This is a genomic window from Arthrobacter endolithicus, from assembly GCF_026627425.1.
In the GTDB taxonomy this organism is placed as follows: Bacteria; Actinomycetota; Actinomycetes; order Actinomycetales; family Micrococcaceae; genus Arthrobacter_M.
This window is the reverse complement of record NZ_JAPNLH010000016.1, coordinates 50,741-69,525: the sequence shown is the minus strand read 5'-3', so window position 1 is coordinate 69,525 and position 18,785 is coordinate 50,741. Positions and strand designations below refer to the sequence as shown.

Below are 18,785 nucleotides of genomic sequence, written 5' to 3'. Positions count from 1 at the left end.
ACCACGGTTGCTTGCCTAGAACCGGGTGGTGCCTCGCATTCTGTGTGGGCGGCCGTCTGGGTCCAGGACGAGACGGTTTAACGGAGTGGCCCACAGACGTTGGAAAAGAGACACAGGTTCAGGAGTGTGCTGGCGCACCTGTCCGATGGGTCGGGGCGAGCGGCGGCCGGTGTCGTGCCAACGGTCAAGAGCGTCGGCGGTGGTGTTCCACAGTTTGAGCCCGATCGCCGGGTCATGCAGCCGAGCATCGTTTTGGTCCAGGCCCAGGTGCTCGGCCCATAGTTGGAGGCGGAGTCCGTGGGCCAATGGTCGGCCGGAATTGTGGCCGGTGCCTGTGTCGGACGGTTCCCGGGCGCCGGTAGCGGTGTCGACGACGGCGCAGGTGAGCTCGCTGTCGGTGGTCCAGGATCGGCGGTTGAAGTTGTCTGAGCCGCAGGTGAACCAGGTGTCGTCGATGATGCATATTTTAGCGTGAATGTAGATTGGCGTCCCAGCACTGTTCTCCAGATCAAACACGCCGACCCTGTCGGGCGCGACCCGGCGCAGCGATCTGATGGCACGCAGTTGCCCGAGCCGGCTCGGCGGCCCTGACAGTGGGCCGTCGGAGTCGGGATAACGGGGCACGACGGCGATCACGTTCAATTCGGGGTTCCGTTCGAGCGCCTCCGCGATTCCGGCTGCGACCTCGGCCGACCACAGATACTGGTCCTCGATGTAGATCAGCGAGCGGGCGCGGGCGAAGGCTTTTGCGTAGCCGCGGGCAACGCTGCGCTCCCCACCAGGTGCGAATGGGAACGGGGGGCGTTTCACACCGTAGGTGCGGAGCAGCTGCACGGCGTGGGGGCCCGCCGCTGGTGGCGGCGGCGCAGTGGCTGGTAGGGGTTCAGGGTGCCTGGGCATGCGGGCGAGACGCTGCAGCAGCATCCGGTAAGGAGTTCGCCGGTCCAGCGGATGGGGGTCGTTCCACCGTTCAGCGAACACTGCCAGTACTTCGGCTACCACGGGGCCGCGAAGCTCGAGGGCGGCATCGTGCCACGGGGGTCGCTTCCCATACCGGGAATCCATGGCCACCGCTTGCGGGTCTCCGTCGTGGTCGGCATCATCTCGACGACTGTGGCAAAGGTCCAGCCCGCCAACGAACGCGACGTCCCGCGACGGGTCGTCACGATGGCGGATGACGAAGAATTTCTGGTGGTGGGAGCCGAAGAAGCGTACCCGCTGATCCAGCAGTACCTCCCCGCCGGCCTCATTGATTTGACGCCCTAGGAGCTCGTTGGATCGGCCGCTCATCGGGGCTGAGACGCGCTCCCCGTGGGATCGCCAGACAAGGCCCCTCACTTCCACTCCTGCCTGGGCCAAACCAGCGAGCAGATCGCCGATCGACGGCCCGTCCGCCAGCATCCGCTCGTCGGCATCGCCACGCCAATCGGTAAACCACACACGGTCTCCGTGACGAAGCACCGAGAGCTCCTCATGCAGCCGGGCAAAGTATGTCGCTCCATGAATCAGGGGCCGCACTAGGTTGCCCTCCGACCAGGACGGCGACCCGTCGCCACCTGCGTGCACGTCTGTGGCCGGATTCCCCCGCTCAGCACGACTCAGGAACCACGTACCAGGATTGCTGTCCACTCGATGCTCCTTATCGGGCCCGAGGCAGGGCCGCTAGTATCCGTTCTCCAAAATAGCCTAAGACGGTGCCGACTAACGCCACGGAGCACGTCATCAGCGTCCGGCATTAGCGGATCAGTGGATCACCCGTCCGGTGGTCGGATTGGTCTGCAGAATGCAGAGGGCGCGGCTTTGGAACCCGGCCACGGGGTTCCCGTGCCGGGTCAGCTATGTCTGCGGCGGGGCGGAAAAGCTGGCCTGCCAGGGCTGTGTCGCCCTTTTGTGACAGCTAGGTCAGCGGCCGGCCGATAAAATGGCGTGTTCAGGTTTAGCCGGCCCGGACCGGTGCTTTGTCGTGGGAGCCCCCCCCCCCCCCCCCCCGCGGCCTCGTTATCCTCTGCAGGTTGCGGAGGCCGTAGCGATTCGCCGCGAGGGTGAACGACAGATCAGGAAGCCGGACCGTCGTCCTCAAGACTTAGCGGTCGCAAGCTTGGACCGAACCTGTACGAGGGGTGCTTTCGGATTCTGCGGCTGGGGGATAGCGGTCAGAGCGAACTGGTCTATAACATCGGGCCGAAAGACGAGGCACTCGGTGGAGCCACCGAACTGGAAGTACCCCAGCTCGTCGCCCTTATTCACGTGATGGCCCGGGACGATCTCCGGATCGATGACGCAGGACGAGACCTCAATCATGCCCACGGGGATCACCGCCATAAGACCGATCACGGGGTCGTCGGCCTGGATAAGGATGATCGCACGGGCTGCGACGTGGGCTAAATATGACTGAGAGAGGGTCGGATCGACGGCGTCGGTTCCCTCCCCGTCAGCCTCGGAGAAGTACGTGCCGTCCTTAAGGTATGCCCGGACGATCGTTCCAGCGACGGGTGCGTGCCACCGGTGATAGTTCAACGCGCTGAGAAACGCCTGATACACCGTTCCGCCGACAAAGTGATCCACCGACTCGTCTTGGGCGAGCAGGTCCTGAAGTGAGTAGGGCTGGTTCTTGACCCAGAACCGGCTCTGGCGCTGAACGTCGGAGCTGATCTTGTAGGGAGTCGACTCGCAGGCGCTGACGATGACCTTGTCGTCGTCGGGGGCAGCGACTGGTCTAGACGTTGACGTGAGCCGACGGGCGAAGAAATCGTTCCACGATGTGAAGCCCCAGTGCTCGGCGCGGGGGTCGTGTTGGTAGTCGTCCATCCCGACGACTTTCCGCGCCTTCTCCGACATCCACCCGGCCGGCGAATTGTTTAACACATACAGCGAGTCCTCGCTGGTCAAGAACACGCACCAAGCATCCAGAATCTTTCGGAACATGGCGACGATCCGCGGATCGCGGTGGGCCGTGAACCCTGCCTCGGTTCCCATGGTCCAATCGAGGATCGCCGCCATCGGCGTGGTGATCATGCCGCCTTCGCTGAACTCCGGGGCCATCGTCAGGACCTCGTTGATCAGCCGGAGCATCTGGTCAACGCTCGTGAGGTGCCGTTTGCGGTAGGGCTTGGACTTCGGAACCTGTTCGATCATCTCCGTCATGTAGAGACGGACCACTGGGTCGCTGGCAATCAGTTCCTGGAACTCCACGATCACCGGATGCAGAGGAACATCGTCACCCCGCGCCTCCACTCGTTCACGGTGACCGGCGATCCATTCCTCGAGGTCATCCTGCTGCTCCGGCAGCCAGCCACCGGGTCGTCGGACATGGTCGGATGAAGAGTTAATGGTCATGAGGCCGAGCCTACTCGCAGACGGGGGAATCGGTGATGGAAAATCCGGTGTCACCAGGATAAAACGTGACGCGGTGATCCAGTTCCAACAGAAGGAGGCGCCAACGGCTGGCACTACGAAAAAGGCGCGACACCCCACGGAATTTCGTTCTATAGGCGTTCCCCTCGGGCGGTCAGACTCTGACGATGGCTATCTTCTCCGTATGCACAACGCGCTTAGGCGTATCAGGGCCGGATCTGTTTGAGTGTGCCCGCAGCATCGGCGAGCACAGGGGTCGATGGCGCGGTCACGAGAGCAGGCCACCCCTGGGCCTGATGCGCCTACGGTGTTCCGTAGCCATAGGTGTGCTCGAAGTCGCAGGCAAGGTGCGGATGCCGGAGTTAGGGGTTTCCTGTTTTGAGGGGGACGTCGTTTGGTGGTGGGAGGGTTCCCCCGCCGCGCAAGATGACCGGGCCGACCGGGCTCGAGGGGGCTTCCGGCGGCGCCGGCAGCGGTTGAGGTTTCGGCGCCGGTTGCGGGGGAGCGGGAAGCGTAACTTTGGTTCCGTAGGCCGGTGGCGTCGGGTTATGCAGGGAGGAGTCGACCAGGTCGGAAAGGCCCGGGTCGTTATCGACCCGGTCCACGCCGAGTTTGGGCAGTCCGAGCAGTTGCATGACGGTTTTGGGGATGCCGGCGTGGGTGGACCAGCGGCTATCGATCCTGGCCTTGACGGTTCCGCCGAACATCAGCAGCGGCACCCGGGGTCCGTAGGCGAGCTGAACGCCGTCCGGGGTGTGTTCGACGTTGGGGGTGGCGACGTGGTCATCCCAGCCGCCCCAGTCATCCCAGGTCAGCAGGAACACTGTTTCATCCCAGCCGCCGGATTGGACGACTGCGTCCACGCTTTCCCAGATCTTGTTCATCCCGACCGTCACATCGGCGACCGGGTGTTCGTCCTCGGGGGAGTCATGCCAGAGGTAGCACAGCGCCGGAAGGGTCCCGGCGGCGGCGTCCTTAATGAATTGGGCGTTGGCGACGAGGTTCGGTGAGCCGCTCAGTTGCGTGTAGAAACCGACCGGGTAGTTGCCGCTGCCGGTGTAGCAGCGCCAGCCTATCCCGGCGTCCTGAGCGAGTCCGGGAACGGAGGGCATATCCCACAGCGGCGGGGGTTGGGTCCGGGATGGGTTGCGCAGGGTCGGGGTCTGGCCGCCAACTATCAGCAGATGGTTCGGGGTCGAGTTTGTCCCGAATCCGCTGCAGTGGTTTTCCAGAAACGCGCCGGTCAGAGCCAGATATTCGTAAAACGGCAGAACCTTCTCCGTGTCGAACTGGGTGCGTGTGGCTTTGTGCTGGCCGGTGAGCCAGGCATAGTAGGCGTGCCGGTCGTGGGGCTGGTCGGAGGCGGGCGGGTTCGCCTGAACCGGCCAGTCAGTAGCCACGTTGGCACCGTAGGGCGCCAGTGCCCGGAAGTAGTTGTCGGTGGTGTGGTTTTCCTGGACCATGACGATCACGCGCTTGATGGCCATCGCTTCATTCCTGTCCTTGATCCGCGCAATCCGGACCCTGATTGGTTAGATGCTTCGATTATCCCGCCGACCCTTCCCTCCGGAGCGAAAACGGTGGAGGTTTTAAGGAGAAGTTCACCCGGTTGCGGGGCACTTGTCCTCTGGTGGTTCCTTGCATGGGGGAGTGCCCGCGACCGTTAGGAGGCCGGAGGGAAGACGCTCCAAGGACGCACCGAGAGCCTACGCCGTAGATGGCGGTTGTTTAACGCCGCCGAAATCAGCCAGGACCTTCGGTTCCCAACCACATGGCGAGCGTCTCTCAGGCAATGCTCATCTACGGCCAGTAGCCTTCCGATCAAGGCCTGGGTGAAAGCTTCGCCGCCAGCCTTCAGACGTTCAGAAAGCCTTGTATATGCCATCACGACCAGGTCTGATTCAAAAACTCCGCACCGCCGTGCAGGAATTGGTCACCGGACCAAACCCGCAGCGGCAGGCCGAGAGAGCAAAAGCTACACTGCCGGAGGCAATTTCTGCGGCAGAGGTCCAGGTATCGGGAGCGAAGGACTTCATCATCTCGCGTCCGGGTGCGGGATTCGAAGCTCGCCAGCAGTTGGCGGCGGCCGAGGCAGCTCTGAACCGGGCCAATTCTGCTGGAGCTGATCCAGTTCGTGCCTTGGAATCTGCCAGAGAAGCCGCAGAACTGGCCCAGCAGTCAGGCCGGCGGGCGGAGGCCGATACCACTTTCGCCCCGCCTGCTGGCGGTGGTTCCGGAGGTAATCCTGGCTACGGCGTCGGCGGATACGGTGCAGGCCTTCCGGGCCGCCGCGGGTCTGGTGGAGGAGGCTTCGCTGGCGGCCTCGGTGGTGGTCTCCTTGGCGGAGTACTTGGCGGAATGCTGTCCGGCAACCGCGGCTTTTTCGGAGTCGGGGATGAAGACGGCGCCGACGGGGATTGGGGCGACGGTGACGGCGGGTTTAGTGCCGGGGGACCTGACAACTTCGGTGGAGACAGCGGCAACTTCGGTGGAGACAGCGGCAACTTCTGAGCGCAGCCGTTAGGCGCGTCCTCTCAGCGGACAGTCTTGCGAGGAGCGGCCGACGCCTCTGCTATGCCGCTCCAGTTCAAGCGTAAACCCCCTCAACCATCCTCCACCAGACTTACGGCTGCTCGGATTGCGCGCTTACTGGACCGTTGGCCATGCTCCGGGTTTATTTCGGTTACGGCAATCTCCAGCGGCACTATCAAATCGATTTGAATACAGCAGACAGTGACTTCCTAAAAAATCTTGTCGAAATATCGACAACGCGGTGAAACTGGATCATTATAGTACTTGCGCCCCAGCTTCGCGCGGTCGGGAAATCGCACGGCTGCGGAGGCGCTTGGAATGAATATCCAAACCTTCGCGGCACCGCAGTAGCGGTGCATTTCCGGCCGGAGGGTCGCACCGGTTGTGGGGCCAAAAATGCCAGCGCATGAGGCGGCCGGTGGATTTTTCCGCCGAGGAATAGTGACCAGTCCGGCAGTCTCCCCCGAAGGGGCGAACCGGCCACTTTGAAGCGTCGGCCTGATCGGCCGAGCATGGTTCAAAGAGAGAGCTCTGCGATGAAGCACAATCATGGAATCCGTATGGGATTCCACAAACTCCCAATAATTTTTGCAGCAGCCATTGCACTCGCGATGTCTGTGATGGCGGCCGGTCCGGCCAGCGCGTCAACCTGGGGACCGCATTCCTGGAAAGTACAGGTTGGCTCTGAGTCTTGGGATCAGGAAATTCAAGGCATGGCTTTTTTGCCCTCCAACATTACGGTCAATGAGGGAGACACCATTAACTGGCAGGCCAATTCAGCCGAGATCCACACGGTGACTTTCCTCGCTAAGGGCCAGTCGCTGGACTCACTGCTGCCCTTTAATCCGGGCGTCCCTGACGAGCTGTTAAAGCGGGGCGGGGCCAGCTATGACGGCCACTCATATTACAACTCGGGTCTTTTGGCCAATGTCTCAGTCCCCGGATTTCCCGTTGCTAAGAGTTACAGTCTGATGTTCCCGCAGGAGGGAGACTTCACGTACTGGTGCCTTGTTCACGGCATGGTTATGAAGGGGACAGTCCACGTCCAGGAGAGAGGGTCGGCGTATCCGCATACACAGGCGGACTATGACCGTTCATCCAAGGTTCAGGAACGTGCCATTCTTCGGGATGGACATCAGCTGGACGCATCCTTGGCCCGTCAAGCCAATAATCACCTGGTCCTGACCGGAACCGATGACAGCATTTCGATGGTTATGCGTTTCGTCCAGCCAACTGTGAGAGTGCATGTGGGGGATACCGTGGTGTTCAGTAACCCCGGTATGGGTGAACCTCACACGGTCACCTTCGGTACAGAGCCGGCAAACATATTTGGTCCGAGCGGCGATCCCGCTCATTTCAGCGGCGGCAATCTCAGCTCTGGGATCATCCCTGCGAACGCGGGTCCGCACTCGAAGTTCGCCGTGACGTTCACTGCAGCTGGCACCTTCAAATATGTTTGCGCACTTCATGACTACATGGGAATGGTGGGTAAGGTGATCGTCGTCGCTTAAGGATCGTTGTTGAGGCAGGGGTCGGCAGACCCGTTGTGAGGGCACGGTCGACGCAGAAGATCGACACCGTGATCAAGATCGGTTCGGGGCGCTGGGGGCAAGCTGGAGCAGGATCGTGGCGCCGTTCATTGGGTCAGGGCCAACATCACGAATAGGTGTACCAGCCTGAGCGGGGACTTGCGTCCCCGCTTTCGGTGGTCCTCCTTGTATGAGGTCAGCTTAGCCGTCATGGCCATCGTGAGGAGGGAGCACTTGTCGAAGTCTCACGGCTGATGAAGATGGGCACGGTCGCACCTGACCCGGAGGTGCCCTGCGCTTCACGTTTCCGGTGAAGCGCGTTAGTACTGATTGTCGATGACCAGGATGTGATCCGCGTCGGGCTGCGCTCCATTTTGGACGCCCAGCCTAACATCAGCGTGGTGGGCGCGGGCGGATACGCCAGTCGCGTCGAAAAGTTCGAGTACGAACCTGTCAGCGGGACTTCGACGGACGCTGCGGCCGAAGGAATTGGCAAGGGCGAAGAGCGGACCTCCGTGGCAGCCGTTGCATGGATCAATCTATCTGCGGACGGGTGTAGCATCCAAAACGTCAACGTCATCAATAGCGGACGAACCACACAGGCTGGAAGCGGGTTGGGTAACCGTTTTCCGTCACACCTTTACGCCCCCAAAGTCCGAAGGAGTGTCCATGCATTTGTTGCCTCGCGAGCAGGAAAAGTTGCTGATCGTCGTCGCCGCCGACCTTGCCCGGCGCAGACAGCAGCGCGGTTTGAAACTCAATTATCCCGAAGCCATAGCCATCCTCAGTTATGAATTGATGGAGGGTGCCCGCGACGGCAGGACGGTCGCCGATCTCATGAGCTACGGGACCACCATCCTGCACCAGGAGGACGTCCAGGAGGGCGTCGCGGAGATAATCCCAGATGTCCAGGTCGAGGCTACTTTTCCCGACGGTACCAAGCTGGTCACCGTACACCACCCGATCCGCTAGGAGCTGGTCATGAAGCCAGGTGAATTCGTTCTGAAGGACGAACCCATCCTCTGCAATGCTGGACGTACCACGGCAACAGTCGAGGTGACCAACAGCGGCGACCGGCCCATCCAGGTTGGGTCCCACTATCACTTTGCTGACACCAATCGGGCCTTGCATTTCGACAGGGCGGCCGCGTACGGCTTTCGTTTGGATATTCCGGCTGGGACCGCGGTGCGGTTCGAACCCGGGGATGCAAAAACGGTCCCTCTGGTGGCTCTGGCAGGTAGTCGGGAAGTTTACGGCCTGGCTAATTTGGTCAACGGTCCGCTGGATTCGGTCAGAGCGCAGAACGACGGCGGCGCGGACAACGTGGAGGGGTCCAGATGAGCTACGAGATGAGCAGGAAACAGTACGCAGAAATGTACGGGCCGACGGTTGGGGACGCCATCCGGCTGGCCGATACTGACCTCTTTTTGGAAATTGAGAAGGATTTCACCGTCTACGGCGATGAAGCGGTGTTCGGCGGCGGAAAGGTCATCCGCGATGGTATGGGACAGAATGGTCAGGTGGTGCGTGGGGAGGATGTTCCGGACACTGTCATCACCAACGCGATCGTGCTGGACTATACCGGTATCTACAAGGCGGACATCGCGCTGCGGGACGGGCACATCTTCCGGATCGGCAAGGCAGGCAACCCGGCCATCATGGACGGTGTGGACATTGTCATTGGCGCCAGCACCGAAATCATTGCCGGAGAGAACCGGATCGTGACCGCCGGCGGCATCGACACCCACATCCACTTCATCAGTCCGGACCAGATCCCGACCGCCCTGCATTCCGGCATCACCACTATGATCGGCGGTGGCATTGGCCCGTCATCTGGAACCAAGGCCACCTCGCTCACTCCGGGTAAGTGGCACATCAGCCGCATGCTGCAGGCGTTGGACGGGGTACCGATGAATGTTGGGCTGTTCGGCAAAGGCCACGCCAGCGCCATCGAACCTCTCGCAGAGCAAATTCGTGCCGGCGCGATCGGTTTGAAGGTCCACGAAGACTGGGGCGCCACCACCGCCGCGATCGACAACTCACTAAAGGTGGCCGACGAATACGACGTGCAGGTGGCCATCCACACCGATACGCTTAATGAGTGTGGCTTTGTCGAAGATACCATCAACGCCATAGCAGGCCGGGTGATCCATACTTTCCACACGGAGGGTGCAGGTGGTGGGCATGCACCGGACATCATCAAGATTGCCGGCATGTCAAACGTGCTCCCGGCGTCCACCAACCCGACCCTGCCGTACACCCGCAACACTGCCGATGAGCATCTGGACATGCTCATGGTTTGTCACCATTTGAACCCGGATATCCCGGAGGACGTCGCTTTCGCGGACTCCCGGATTCGGCCGGAAACCATTGCCGCTGAGGACGTTCTGCAGGATATGGGCGTCTTCTCCATCACATCTTCCGATTCGCAGGCCATGGGCCGGGTAGGGGAGGTCATTATCCGCACCTGGCAGGTGGCGGACAAGATGAAGAAGCAGCGCGGCAAGCTCGACGGCGACACGGAGGTGGGCGATAACTTTCGGCTTAAGCGCTATGTCTCCAAGTACACGATCAACCCCGCCATTGCGCAGGGCATCGCTGACTCAGTCGGTAGCGTCGAAGAAGGTAAATTCGCTGACTTGGTGCTTTGGCACCCGGCCTTCTTTGGGGTGAAGCCCGACATTCTCATCAAGGGGGGGCAGATCGCCGGCGCCATCATGGGGGATCCCAACGGCTCCATCCCCACGCCGCAGCCCCAACTCATGCGTCCCATGTTCGCCACCATGGGCAGGGCCGTCGACGAGTGCGCCATCACTTTTTTGTCCCAGGCGGCCATCGATGCCGGTGTGCCGGCAGAACTGGGGCTGCGCAAGCAGATCCGGCCCGTGCACGGCATCCGGAAACTGACCAAGGCCGATCTGAAGTTCAATGGTGAAACCCCCAACATCGAAGTGGATCCGGAAACCTACACCGTGACAGTGGACGGCGTGCTGGCGACTTGCGATCCGGTGGATGAGCTACCCATGACGCAGCGCTACTTTCTGTTCTAAGAGAAGCCGAGGAAAGACAATCCCATGATCATTGACTCAGTCATTGGCAACGTCCATGCTGTGCCAGCAGCCGAGCTTGACGGGCTGCACCTTGAAAAAGTCTTGCTGTCCGGCGCGGATCTATCTAAACGCATCCAACGTGTGCGCACCGATCACGGTAATGAACTGGGTTTGCACCTGCGGGCCACGGCCGGCAGTGCCGGGGATCTATGCGACGGCGACATCTTGTTCCGTGATGCCGCGAGCTTGATTGTTGTTTCCGTACTACCCACGGACGTCCTTATCATCACCCCGCAAAGCATCCGCCAGATGGGTACCGTGGCCCACCAGCTGGGCAATCGCCACCTGCAGGCACAGTTCTTCGGTGCCCAGAGCGAGTATGGGGCGGAGGTCATGGTGGTCCCCTATGATCACACGGTGGTCCAGCTGCTGCACCAGCTGGAGATACCCTATAGCCGGCAGGAGCGGGTGATGAGCGCGCCGTTTCGGCATGCGGAGCACACGCACTGATGGGTACTCAACCACAGAAGCACGCACCCCCCTGCCGGGAGCTGCCGGCGTCGCCGTCGTACCTGCTGCCGCTGCTGCAGCTGTGTGATTCGGCGCTTCCCACGGGGGCATTTAGCCATTCCTTCGGGCTGGAAGCCTACTTGGCCCGCGGCGTTGTCCATGACGAGACTACTTTCGCGGCGTGGCTGCGGCAATTCATCGGCCAGCAGCTGGTCTACAGCGATGGGCTGGCCATCCGTCTGACTATCGAAGCGATGGAACGCACCGGTCTTGCGGAAGTCCTCAACTTGGACCGCAGGGTCACAGCCCAAGCCCTGCCGCTTCAGATGCGTGGGGCCGGCATTAAAATAGGTCTACGTATGTTAGAAATCGGCGGGGAACTGTTCCCTACGCCGGATCTAGATGCATACCGCGCTCATATACAGGCGGGGCGCTGCGCAGGGCACACGGCAATTGCCTTGGCGCTGACGGCGCACGGGCTTCGCATTCCACTGGCACAGATGCTGACCGCCTACTTCTTTTCCACCGCCACCACGCTGACACAAAACGCGGTCCGCGCCATCCCGCTCGGCCAGCGCGCCGGTCAGCGCGTGCTGCGGCTGATACACGACGACGTCACGGCCGCCGTGGCGACCGTCATGACACTCGACGAAGAGGACTTAGGCGCCGTTGCCCCCGGCCTGGAAATCGCCCAAATGCGCCACGAGTACCAACTCGCCCGCATGTTTATGAGCTGACGCATTTGCACAAGGAGAACACTATGGAACCAATCAAAATCGGTATCGGCGGACCCGTCGGTGCCGGCAAAACTCAGCTTGTCGAACGCCTTACCCGCCACATGAGCGCTGAAATTTCAATGGCAGCCATCACCAACGACATATACACCATCGAGGACGCAAAGATTCTGGCTCAGAACGGTATCCTGCCGCTGGACCGGATCATCGGCATCGAGACCGGCGGCTGCCCCCACACTGCCATCCGGGAGGACACCTCGATGAACGCGGCGGCGATCGCCGAACTCGTCCAGCGCCACCCGGACCTGCAGGTGGTGTTCGTAGAAAGCGGGGGCGACAACCTCTCCGCCACCTTCAGCCCGGAACTGGTCGATTTTTCCATCTACATCATCGACGTTGCCCAAGGTGAGAAGATCCCGCGCAAGGCTGGCCAGGGCATGATCAAATCAGACCTGTTCATCATCAACAAGATCGATCTGGCCCCGTATGTCGGCGCCGATCTGTCCGTGATGGAACACGATTCAAAGGAGTTCCGCGGTGCCCGCCCCTTCTGCTTCACCAACCTGAAGACCGACGAGGGGCTGGACTACGTGATCGAGTGGATCCGGCACGATGTGCTCATGCTTGACCTGAGCAAATGAGCGCACTGCTGACGGATCCGGCCGTCAAAGCACCAATGGGGGAACTCCGTCTGGACATCGGCATCCGCAGTGGCCGGTCCTTGGCCATTGGGCAGTATCACCGCGGAGCGCTGCGGGTGCTCCGCCCGCACTATCTGGACGAGTCCGGACAGGTTTGCTATGTAACAGTCAACCAAGGTGGGGCCTATCTGGGCGGGGACCTGTTCACCATGGACATTACCGTGGCTGAAGGTGCCCGACTATTGCTGACTACGCAGTCAGCCACCAAGATCTACCGGACACCGAAGGCCTTCGCCGAGCAGCGCCTGACGGTCAGCCTAGGGCCGGACAGCACCCTCGAATACGTCCCAGACCAGCTCATCGCCTACCGCGGGGCCGCCTACCGGCAGGGAACGCTGATAAACATGGATGAAAGCTCCTCCCTGATTATGTCCGAGGTAATCACTCCCGGCTGGTCTCCGGACGGGCAGCCATTCAAGTATGAGCAGCTGAGGTTGCGCAACGAGATCCGGTATGGCGGCCGGCTGCTGGCCATTGACAATGTATTGCTCACACCACCTTCAGCCGGCACCGCTGACATCTCCGGCCAACCCGTAGCGGACATCACCGGGCTGGGCTTTATGGAGGGCTTCAGCCATCTGGGGTCCCTGCTCGTGGTGGATCCGCGGGTCGATGCCGCCCTCGTCACTGAACTGCGCATCTTGTTGGGTGACCATGAACAAGACGCTCTCACCGGCATCTCACAGCTAAACGGGCCCGGCTTCGTGGTTCGGGCACTATCCGGCAGCACTTCTGGCCTCAATATCATGATGTCCGCACTCACATCACTCCTGCGGGAACGCTGGTTTGGTCAGGCACCGCTGAACTTAAGGAAACACTGAACCTAAGGAAACACTAAACCTCAGGGAACTCTGAACCTAAGGGAACCCTGAACCGTCCGGTTCAGGGTTCAAAGAGAACCACACGGCGACAGCGGCCAGCCGGACCGCCTGAAGATTCACCATAGCTCAGCGCCACATTTCACCTTCTGAATCGGGCGCCTGACCGGCGCGGAGTGCTCCGGAAATGATCATCCGACAGTCGTAAAGTCTCGCGGCGAAAGTGCTAGAGTCGGTTTCCTCACGCAGGGAAGGACACCTGACGCCGTCGATGTGCCGCTCGAACGCTGTGATGCGTCCGATCGGGTGCCAGCATCCGGGAAGCACGACGATCGAGGGGACAACAGTATGAACGCACAACGCCGGGTGGCGGTGCTGGGCACCGGCATCATGGGTGCCGCAATGGCCCGCAGCCTGCTGCGGGCCGGACATGAGGTCCACGTATGGAACCGCGACCGGGCCAAGACGGCCCCGCTTACCGACGCCGGGGCGATAGTTGCGGTGTCCCCGGCCGAAGCCGTCGCCGGCGCGGACGTCGTCGTGACTATGCTCTATGACGCCGCCGCCGTGATTGACGTGATTCGACAGGCTCGCCCGGGCGTTCGCCCGGGCGTCGCTTGGGTACAGTCAACGACCGTCGGTCTGCGCGACATAGAGGGCCTTGCATCCCTGGCAGACGAGCTTGGTCTCGACTTGGTTGAAGCGCCTGTTTCCGGCACCCGCGAGCCTGCTGAGGCCGGACAGCTCACTGTAATTGCTGCCGGGCCAGAGGCTCTGCGTTGGCGCGTGGCGCCGATCTTCGACGCAATTGGCGCACGCACGATCTGGACCGGTCAGGATCCGGCCGCAGGCTCAGCGGCTCGGCTCAAGCTCGTTGTGAACAGCTGGGTCATCGCGGCCTCGAATGCCGCCGGTGAAATCCTTGCCCTTGCCCAGGCGCTAGGGGTAGACCCCGAACAGTTCTTTAGTTTGGTCAACGGCGGTGGCCTCGATCTGCCGTTCCTGCGAAACAAGGCCGGCCTTATTGTCGAAGATTGTCTGGAACCGGCGTCCTTCGCCGTCGACACCTCCCTGAAGGATGCTCATCTCATCCTTGACGCCGCCCGCGAACACGGTATCCGGCTCGACGGTGCTGAGGCATCCGCCGCCCGACTCGAACGAGTTGCCTCTCAGGGCCGCTCCCAACAGGACATGGCTGCCGCTTACTTCGCCAGTACTTTATGAGATTGGGTTCCGACAGGGAGTGGTAGGACAAGCCTTCGCGGGGGGCCTCCTTGTTGTCGTAGGCGAACAGGCCGCGCTGCCTTTCCCGCGCGCCCAGGGCAGCGGCCATATTCTGCAGGGTTTCCTCTATTGGCGGCTAACAGGCCCAGCCGCTGTGGCACGCCAGGGAACCCGGCAGCAACACGGGAAGCTGTACTCACCCTGGTGTAGGGGTGGCTTGTGAAAAAGTGAAATATCCGACGCTAAGGTTTTGTGGATCGTCGTAGTGGCCTGTATTTGCCGGCCGTCCAAATGATCCTGCTTCGAGGGCTGGGCTGTGATCTTGCCCAGGGTCACCACCTGCGCAAGATCACAAAGCCGGTCCCACATTTCTTCAACAGTCGTCTGCACCAAGGCCGAGTTATGGGACTGCAACTGCTTCGGGGTCCCTGGTCGGGACCCAGCGGTACAGCGTGGGCACCGAAACCCCGAGCCTGGCGGCGACTTCCTTGGGCGGTGTGCCTTGGCTGAGGAGCCTTCGTGCGCAGCGGATTTTGGAGTCCGTCATTACACGTTTGCGGCCGCCGACCGTGCCCTGTTCGCGGGCAGCCTGTAGGCCTGCTTGGGTGCGTTCGACCCTTTATAGGCAGCTAATACCACGCCCCCGGGGAACACCTCAAGCCCAATGAAGCTAGCGGCTTCAGGCATGGTGAATCCTCGACTTTTCTCAACTGTCGCCTGGTATCGCGCCTTCATTCCCAAATGAGTTTTTACTCATTTGAGAGTAAATCGATGTGAGCAGTCAAGAACCCCTTAATGGTCTTCCCGTTTCGGGCTCCTCCAATGGAAGGGCATATTGCACGGGATAATACATGGCTTCCCGGGCCAGCGGAAGGGGTAGCCGTGGGAGCAACTATCTGAGTAGTTGCTTTTGATATGTGAAGCTTTTTGCTCTGGGCAATGGATGGTTTTTGGTATACCGTCACGTTCATCAGCTCTTCGCTGGGTCTCTTGTTGGGGGAAGGGTCTGCCCAAGCTTTAGTTGACAGTTTGGGTTGATATTTCGGTGACCGGTTGAGTGATCTTGTTTATTGTCTCAAACTCTATTGGTGTTAGTTTGCCGAGGCGTCGTTTGGCGGCGTCGGCGGTGGTAGGTTTTCTCGATCCAGACCACGATGGCCAGGCGTAGCTCTTCGCGGGTTTCCCACCGTTTTTGGTTCAATACGTTCTTTTGCAGCAGCGAGAAGAAACTCTCCATCGCGGCGTTATCTGCACATGCCCCGACCCGGCCCATGGACCCTCGCAGGCCGGCGGAGTTGATCAGGCGGACGTACTTCTTGGACCGGAATTGAGAGCCCCTGTCGCTATGTATCAGCGTTCCTTGCGGGTCTCGTTGACTGATCGCCGCTTTGAGCGCGTCAACGGCCAGAGCCGCTTTCATTCGGGAATCGATGGAGTACCCCACGATCCTGTTGGAGTAGACATCCTTGACCGCACACAGATACAGCTTGCCCTCACTGGTGTGGTGCTCGGTAATGTCCGTCAGCCACAATTTATTGGCGGCTGTGGCTGTGAAGTCACGCTGGACGTGATCGTCATGAACGGGCGGGCCGGCTTTCTTTCCGGTCCCGCGGCGGCGGTGAATGACCGAGAGAATCCTGTTCTCGCTGCACAGCCGCCCCACCCGGGTCTCGGAAGCCACGAGGCCTTGTTCGTGGACGAGTTCGTCATGGATCAGCCGGTACCCGAACGTCGGCTCCTCGGCATGAATGTCCAGGGCGGCGTTAACCAGGTGGGCTTCCTCCCAGTCCCGGTCACTGACAGGGCTGGCACACCACTGGTAGAAGGCTTGGCGGGAGAATCCCAAGACCCGGCAGGTCACCGCGACCGGCACCCGCAAAGGAGCATCCGGGGCGGCTAGTTCAAGGACCAGCGGGTACATCATTTTGGGTTGATATCCCGGGAAAGGTAAGCCACTGCCCGGCGCATCACCTCCGCCTCCTGCTCGAGGAGACGGATGCGTTTTTTCGCTTCTCGAAGCTCGGTTGATTCTTCCTTCGTTACCCCGGGAACGACCCCGTCTTGGACGTCGGCGATCTTCAACCACCGATGCAAGGCCGCCGGGGAAATACCGAAGTCCTTCGCGATCTGGACAATAGTGGATTCGTCCTTACGGGCCACCGCGACCACGTCACGGCGGAACTCTTCAGGAAAAGCTTTAGGCATGTTAAACATCCTTTCACCTGCAAGCCAAAACTCACAAGTTAGATGTCAACTAAAGCTTGGTCAAACCCCTTTCTTTGTAACGTCCAGCCGGGTTACTGATACATTTTGGGGATGCGTATCGGATACGGACGGGTTTCAACCCATGACCGCACCGTCGCCACCCTGACCAGCAACGGCGGTGACATCGACCCGGACCTCCTGCGGTTCCTCTCACCGCTGGGCTGGGAACACATCAACCTCACCGGCGACTACACCTGGCCGCGCGCCAGCCACATCAAACCCGGCAAATACAGGCCCCTACGACGACCGGCAAAACCTTAGCATCGGATATTTCACTTTTTCACAAGCCACCCCGTGTACTCCGGTACACCTCCTCTTCGGGTCTTTTTCGGGCAAGCGCCCCTGGCCACCGCCACTGCCGACTACGAATCACCCCTGAAGACCTGGAAAGAATGGCAGCCCCTTGCCGTGGCCGCCCACGGCTAGGTCCTCGGACCGGCCTGCCGGCCGAAGCTGTGCTCTCGAGGGGCCGAATCGCCGCTGCTGATCTGGAGCTCGACGTCGAGACGTCAGTAACGCGCGACGGCGACACTCACGGTCTGCTGTTCGCGCGGGTGACCGGATGGGAGGTAGGCGAGGGACCCATCCATGGCGGTTGCCACGTGTGTCACCGGGGCTGTGCCGGGAAAAGCTGCCGGTGATAATTCGGTGAACAGGTTTCTAGATGGCTTTGCCAGGATTGAGAATGCCTTGCGGATCGAAAACGTTACGGATCCTGTGCTGCAGATCGATCGACGTCTGACCGAGTTCATCTTTGAGCCAGTCGCGTTTGAGCAGTCCGATGCCGTGCTCTCCGGTGAGCGTTCCGCCGAGTCCCTTCGCTAGATAGAACATGTCGCCCAGCGCTTTCTTGGCTGGGCCAGAGGTAATCGACTCGCCGTGTTTCATCACTATCATGGGGTGCAGGTTTCCGTCTGCTGCATGGGCCACAGTGTAAATCGGAACGTTAGTCCGGGCCGAGATCTCCTCAAGCCCGGCAACTACTTCTGCCAGCTTGTTGCGGGGGACGCCAACGTCTCCAATCGAAACGGTCCCTAGCCGTTCCAAGGCGGGAATCGCCTGTCGGCGGAGGGTTACGAGCTCAGTCGCGTGGGCATCGTCGGTTGCGCGCTCATGGGATGTGGCGTAGGGCTTGATGGCCTCGAGCAGTACATCCTGTTCAAGATAGGCGCCATAGCCGTCTGTTTGGGCTAAGAGAAAAGCTCCACCCCGGGCCCGGTGGTTTGTTCCCAGCATGGCGTCTACCGCTTCGACCGTCTGGCTGTCCATCAGCTCAAGGACAGAAGGCTGCAGGCGTGCTGCGATGATGGCGGAAGCAGCTTGGGCAGCATGCTCCACGTCGGGGAAGAAGGCTGTGACAGTAGCGGTTTGGAAGGGCCGGGGGCGAAGGCGGAGGGTGGCTTCCACCACGATCCCCAATGTTCCTTCAGATCCGATGATCAACGCGTTGAGATCGTAGCCGGATACACCCTTGATCGTGTTGCGCCCTGTCTGCAGGAGGGTTCCGTCAGGAAGTACTACTTTCAGGGCGAGGATCGATTCTCTGGTCACGCCGTATTTTGCGCACCACATTCCGCCGGCGTTGGTGGCTATATTCCCTCCGATCGAGCAGATGGCCGTGCTGGCGGGGTCAGGGGCGTAAAACAATCCGTAGTCAGCGACCGCTGCGTTGACCTCTGCGTTGAGCACTCCGGGCTGGACGACGGCAAGTTGCTCGACCGGGTCTATCGACAAGATGCGGTTCATCCGCGAAACGTCGACAACTACCTCACCTGCCTGGGCAGAGGCGCCGGCAGCCAAACCGGTACCTGCGCCGCGAGGAACGATAGGCACCCGGAGCTCCGATGCGAGCTTCATGGCCTCGACAACGTCCTGGATGGATTCGGCGTAAACGACGCCATCCGGCAGCGTCGGGGGAGTGTAGCCGGAGCGGTCGGTATTGGCAGCCGAGCGCGCTGCTTCGGAGTTGGAAGTATTCCTTAGGCCCTTGAGCAGGGCGGTTGATGAATTCAGCTCTGACGGAACAACGGTGTTGGTGGACATGTTTTTGCCTCGTTTTACTCGGAGT

General features: G+C 60.8%; 14 protein-coding genes and 3 pseudogenes. 11 read left to right on the top strand and 6 right to left on the bottom strand.

What is annotated here, in order from left to right:
* Positions 1-15: 15 nt before the first annotated feature.
* From OS914_RS13915 to OS914_RS13905, 3 genes are all read right to left on the bottom strand, one after another.
* The gene (locus tag OS914_RS13915) at positions 16-1,629 is read right to left on the bottom strand and encodes a phospholipase D family protein (protein WP_267546662.1); all 1,614 of its coding nucleotides are present in this window, start codon (positions 1,627-1,629) and stop codon (positions 16-18) included.
* Positions 1,630-2,076: 447 nt separating this feature from the next.
* Complete coding sequence (locus OS914_RS13910) at positions 2,077-3,336, bottom strand: phosphatidylserine decarboxylase family protein (protein WP_267546661.1); 1,260 nt, start codon at positions 3,334-3,336, stop codon at positions 2,077-2,079.
* Positions 3,337-3,716: 380 nt separating this feature from the next.
* Entirely contained in the window at positions 3,717-4,841 is a 1,125-nt protein-coding gene (locus OS914_RS13905) for an alkaline phosphatase family protein (RefSeq protein WP_267546660.1), read from the bottom strand.
* 391 nt (positions 4,842-5,232) lie between these two features.
* Between OS914_RS13905 and OS914_RS13900 the strand changes: the two genes are divergently transcribed.
* From OS914_RS13900 to OS914_RS13855, 10 genes are all read left to right on the top strand, one after another.
* Positions 5,233-5,865 carry a hypothetical protein gene (locus tag OS914_RS13900; RefSeq protein ID WP_267546659.1) on the top strand — a complete coding sequence of 211 codons (633 nt, stop codon included), beginning with the start codon at positions 5,233-5,235 and terminating at the stop codon, positions 5,863-5,865.
* Positions 5,866-6,398: 533 nt separating this feature from the next.
* A complete protein-coding gene (locus OS914_RS13895; RefSeq protein WP_324290664.1) occupies positions 6,399-7,397 on the top strand; it encodes a plastocyanin/azurin family copper-binding protein in 999 nt (332 codons plus the stop codon).
* Positions 7,398-8,084: 687 nt separating this feature from the next.
* On the top strand, positions 8,085-8,387 hold the full coding sequence (locus OS914_RS13890) for an urease subunit gamma (RefSeq protein WP_267546657.1): 303 nt from the start codon (positions 8,085-8,087) through the stop codon (positions 8,385-8,387).
* Between the two features lie 9 nt (positions 8,388-8,396).
* Positions 8,397-8,756 carry an urease subunit beta gene (locus OS914_RS13885; protein ID WP_267546656.1) on the top strand — a complete coding sequence of 120 codons (360 nt, stop codon included), beginning with the start codon at positions 8,397-8,399 and terminating at the stop codon, positions 8,754-8,756.
* Positions 8,753-10,465 (top strand): urease subunit alpha, encoded by a 1,713-nt coding sequence (gene ureC, locus OS914_RS13880; protein WP_267546655.1) that lies wholly within the window; start codon positions 8,753-8,755, stop codon positions 10,463-10,465. The genes OS914_RS13885 and ureC overlap by 4 nt, the downstream gene beginning before the upstream one ends.
* A 24-nt stretch (positions 10,466-10,489) precedes the next feature.
* Positions 10,490-10,975, top strand: coding sequence for an urease accessory protein UreE (gene ureE / locus OS914_RS13875; RefSeq protein ID WP_267546654.1), 486 nt, complete (start codon positions 10,490-10,492; stop codon positions 10,973-10,975).
* The gene (locus OS914_RS13870; protein WP_267546653.1) at positions 10,975-11,712 is read left to right on the top strand and encodes an urease accessory protein UreF; all 738 of its coding nucleotides are present in this window, start codon (positions 10,975-10,977) and stop codon (positions 11,710-11,712) included. Before ureE ends, OS914_RS13870 begins: the two co-directional genes overlap by 1 nt.
* 23 nt (positions 11,713-11,735) lie before the next feature.
* Positions 11,736-12,350: an urease accessory protein UreG gene (ureG, locus tag OS914_RS13865; RefSeq protein ID WP_267546652.1), complete on the top strand. Its 615-nt coding sequence runs from the start codon at positions 11,736-11,738 to the stop codon at positions 12,348-12,350.
* Entirely contained in the window at positions 12,347-13,231 is an 885-nt protein-coding gene (locus OS914_RS13860; RefSeq protein WP_267546651.1) for an urease accessory protein UreD, read from the top strand. Before ureG ends, OS914_RS13860 begins: the two co-directional genes overlap by 4 nt.
* A 345-nt stretch (positions 13,232-13,576) precedes the next feature.
* Positions 13,577-14,452 (top strand): NAD(P)-dependent oxidoreductase, encoded by an 876-nt coding sequence (locus OS914_RS13855; RefSeq protein ID WP_267546650.1) that lies wholly within the window; start codon positions 13,577-13,579, stop codon positions 14,450-14,452.
* Between the two features lie 400 nt (positions 14,453-14,852).
* Here the strand turns inward: OS914_RS13855 and OS914_RS13850 are convergent.
* Positions 14,853-15,002: pseudogene (locus OS914_RS13850) on the bottom strand (helix-turn-helix domain-containing protein); the annotation flags it as partial.
* Between the two features lie 467 nt (positions 15,003-15,469).
* Positions 15,470-16,657: pseudogene (locus tag OS914_RS13845) on the bottom strand (IS3 family transposase).
* A 144-nt stretch (positions 16,658-16,801) separates the two neighbouring features.
* On the opposite strand from OS914_RS13845, the pseudogene OS914_RS13840 reads away from it, so the two are divergent.
* Positions 16,802-16,978 (top strand): annotated as a pseudogene (locus tag OS914_RS13840) (Tn3 family transposase); the annotation flags it as partial.
* A 399-nt stretch (positions 16,979-17,377) separates the two neighbouring features.
* Here the strand turns inward: OS914_RS13840 and OS914_RS13835 are convergent.
* Entirely contained in the window at positions 17,378-18,760 is a 1,383-nt protein-coding gene (locus OS914_RS13835) for an FAD-binding oxidoreductase (RefSeq protein ID WP_267546649.1), read from the bottom strand.
* Positions 18,761-18,785: the final 25 nt, after the last annotated feature.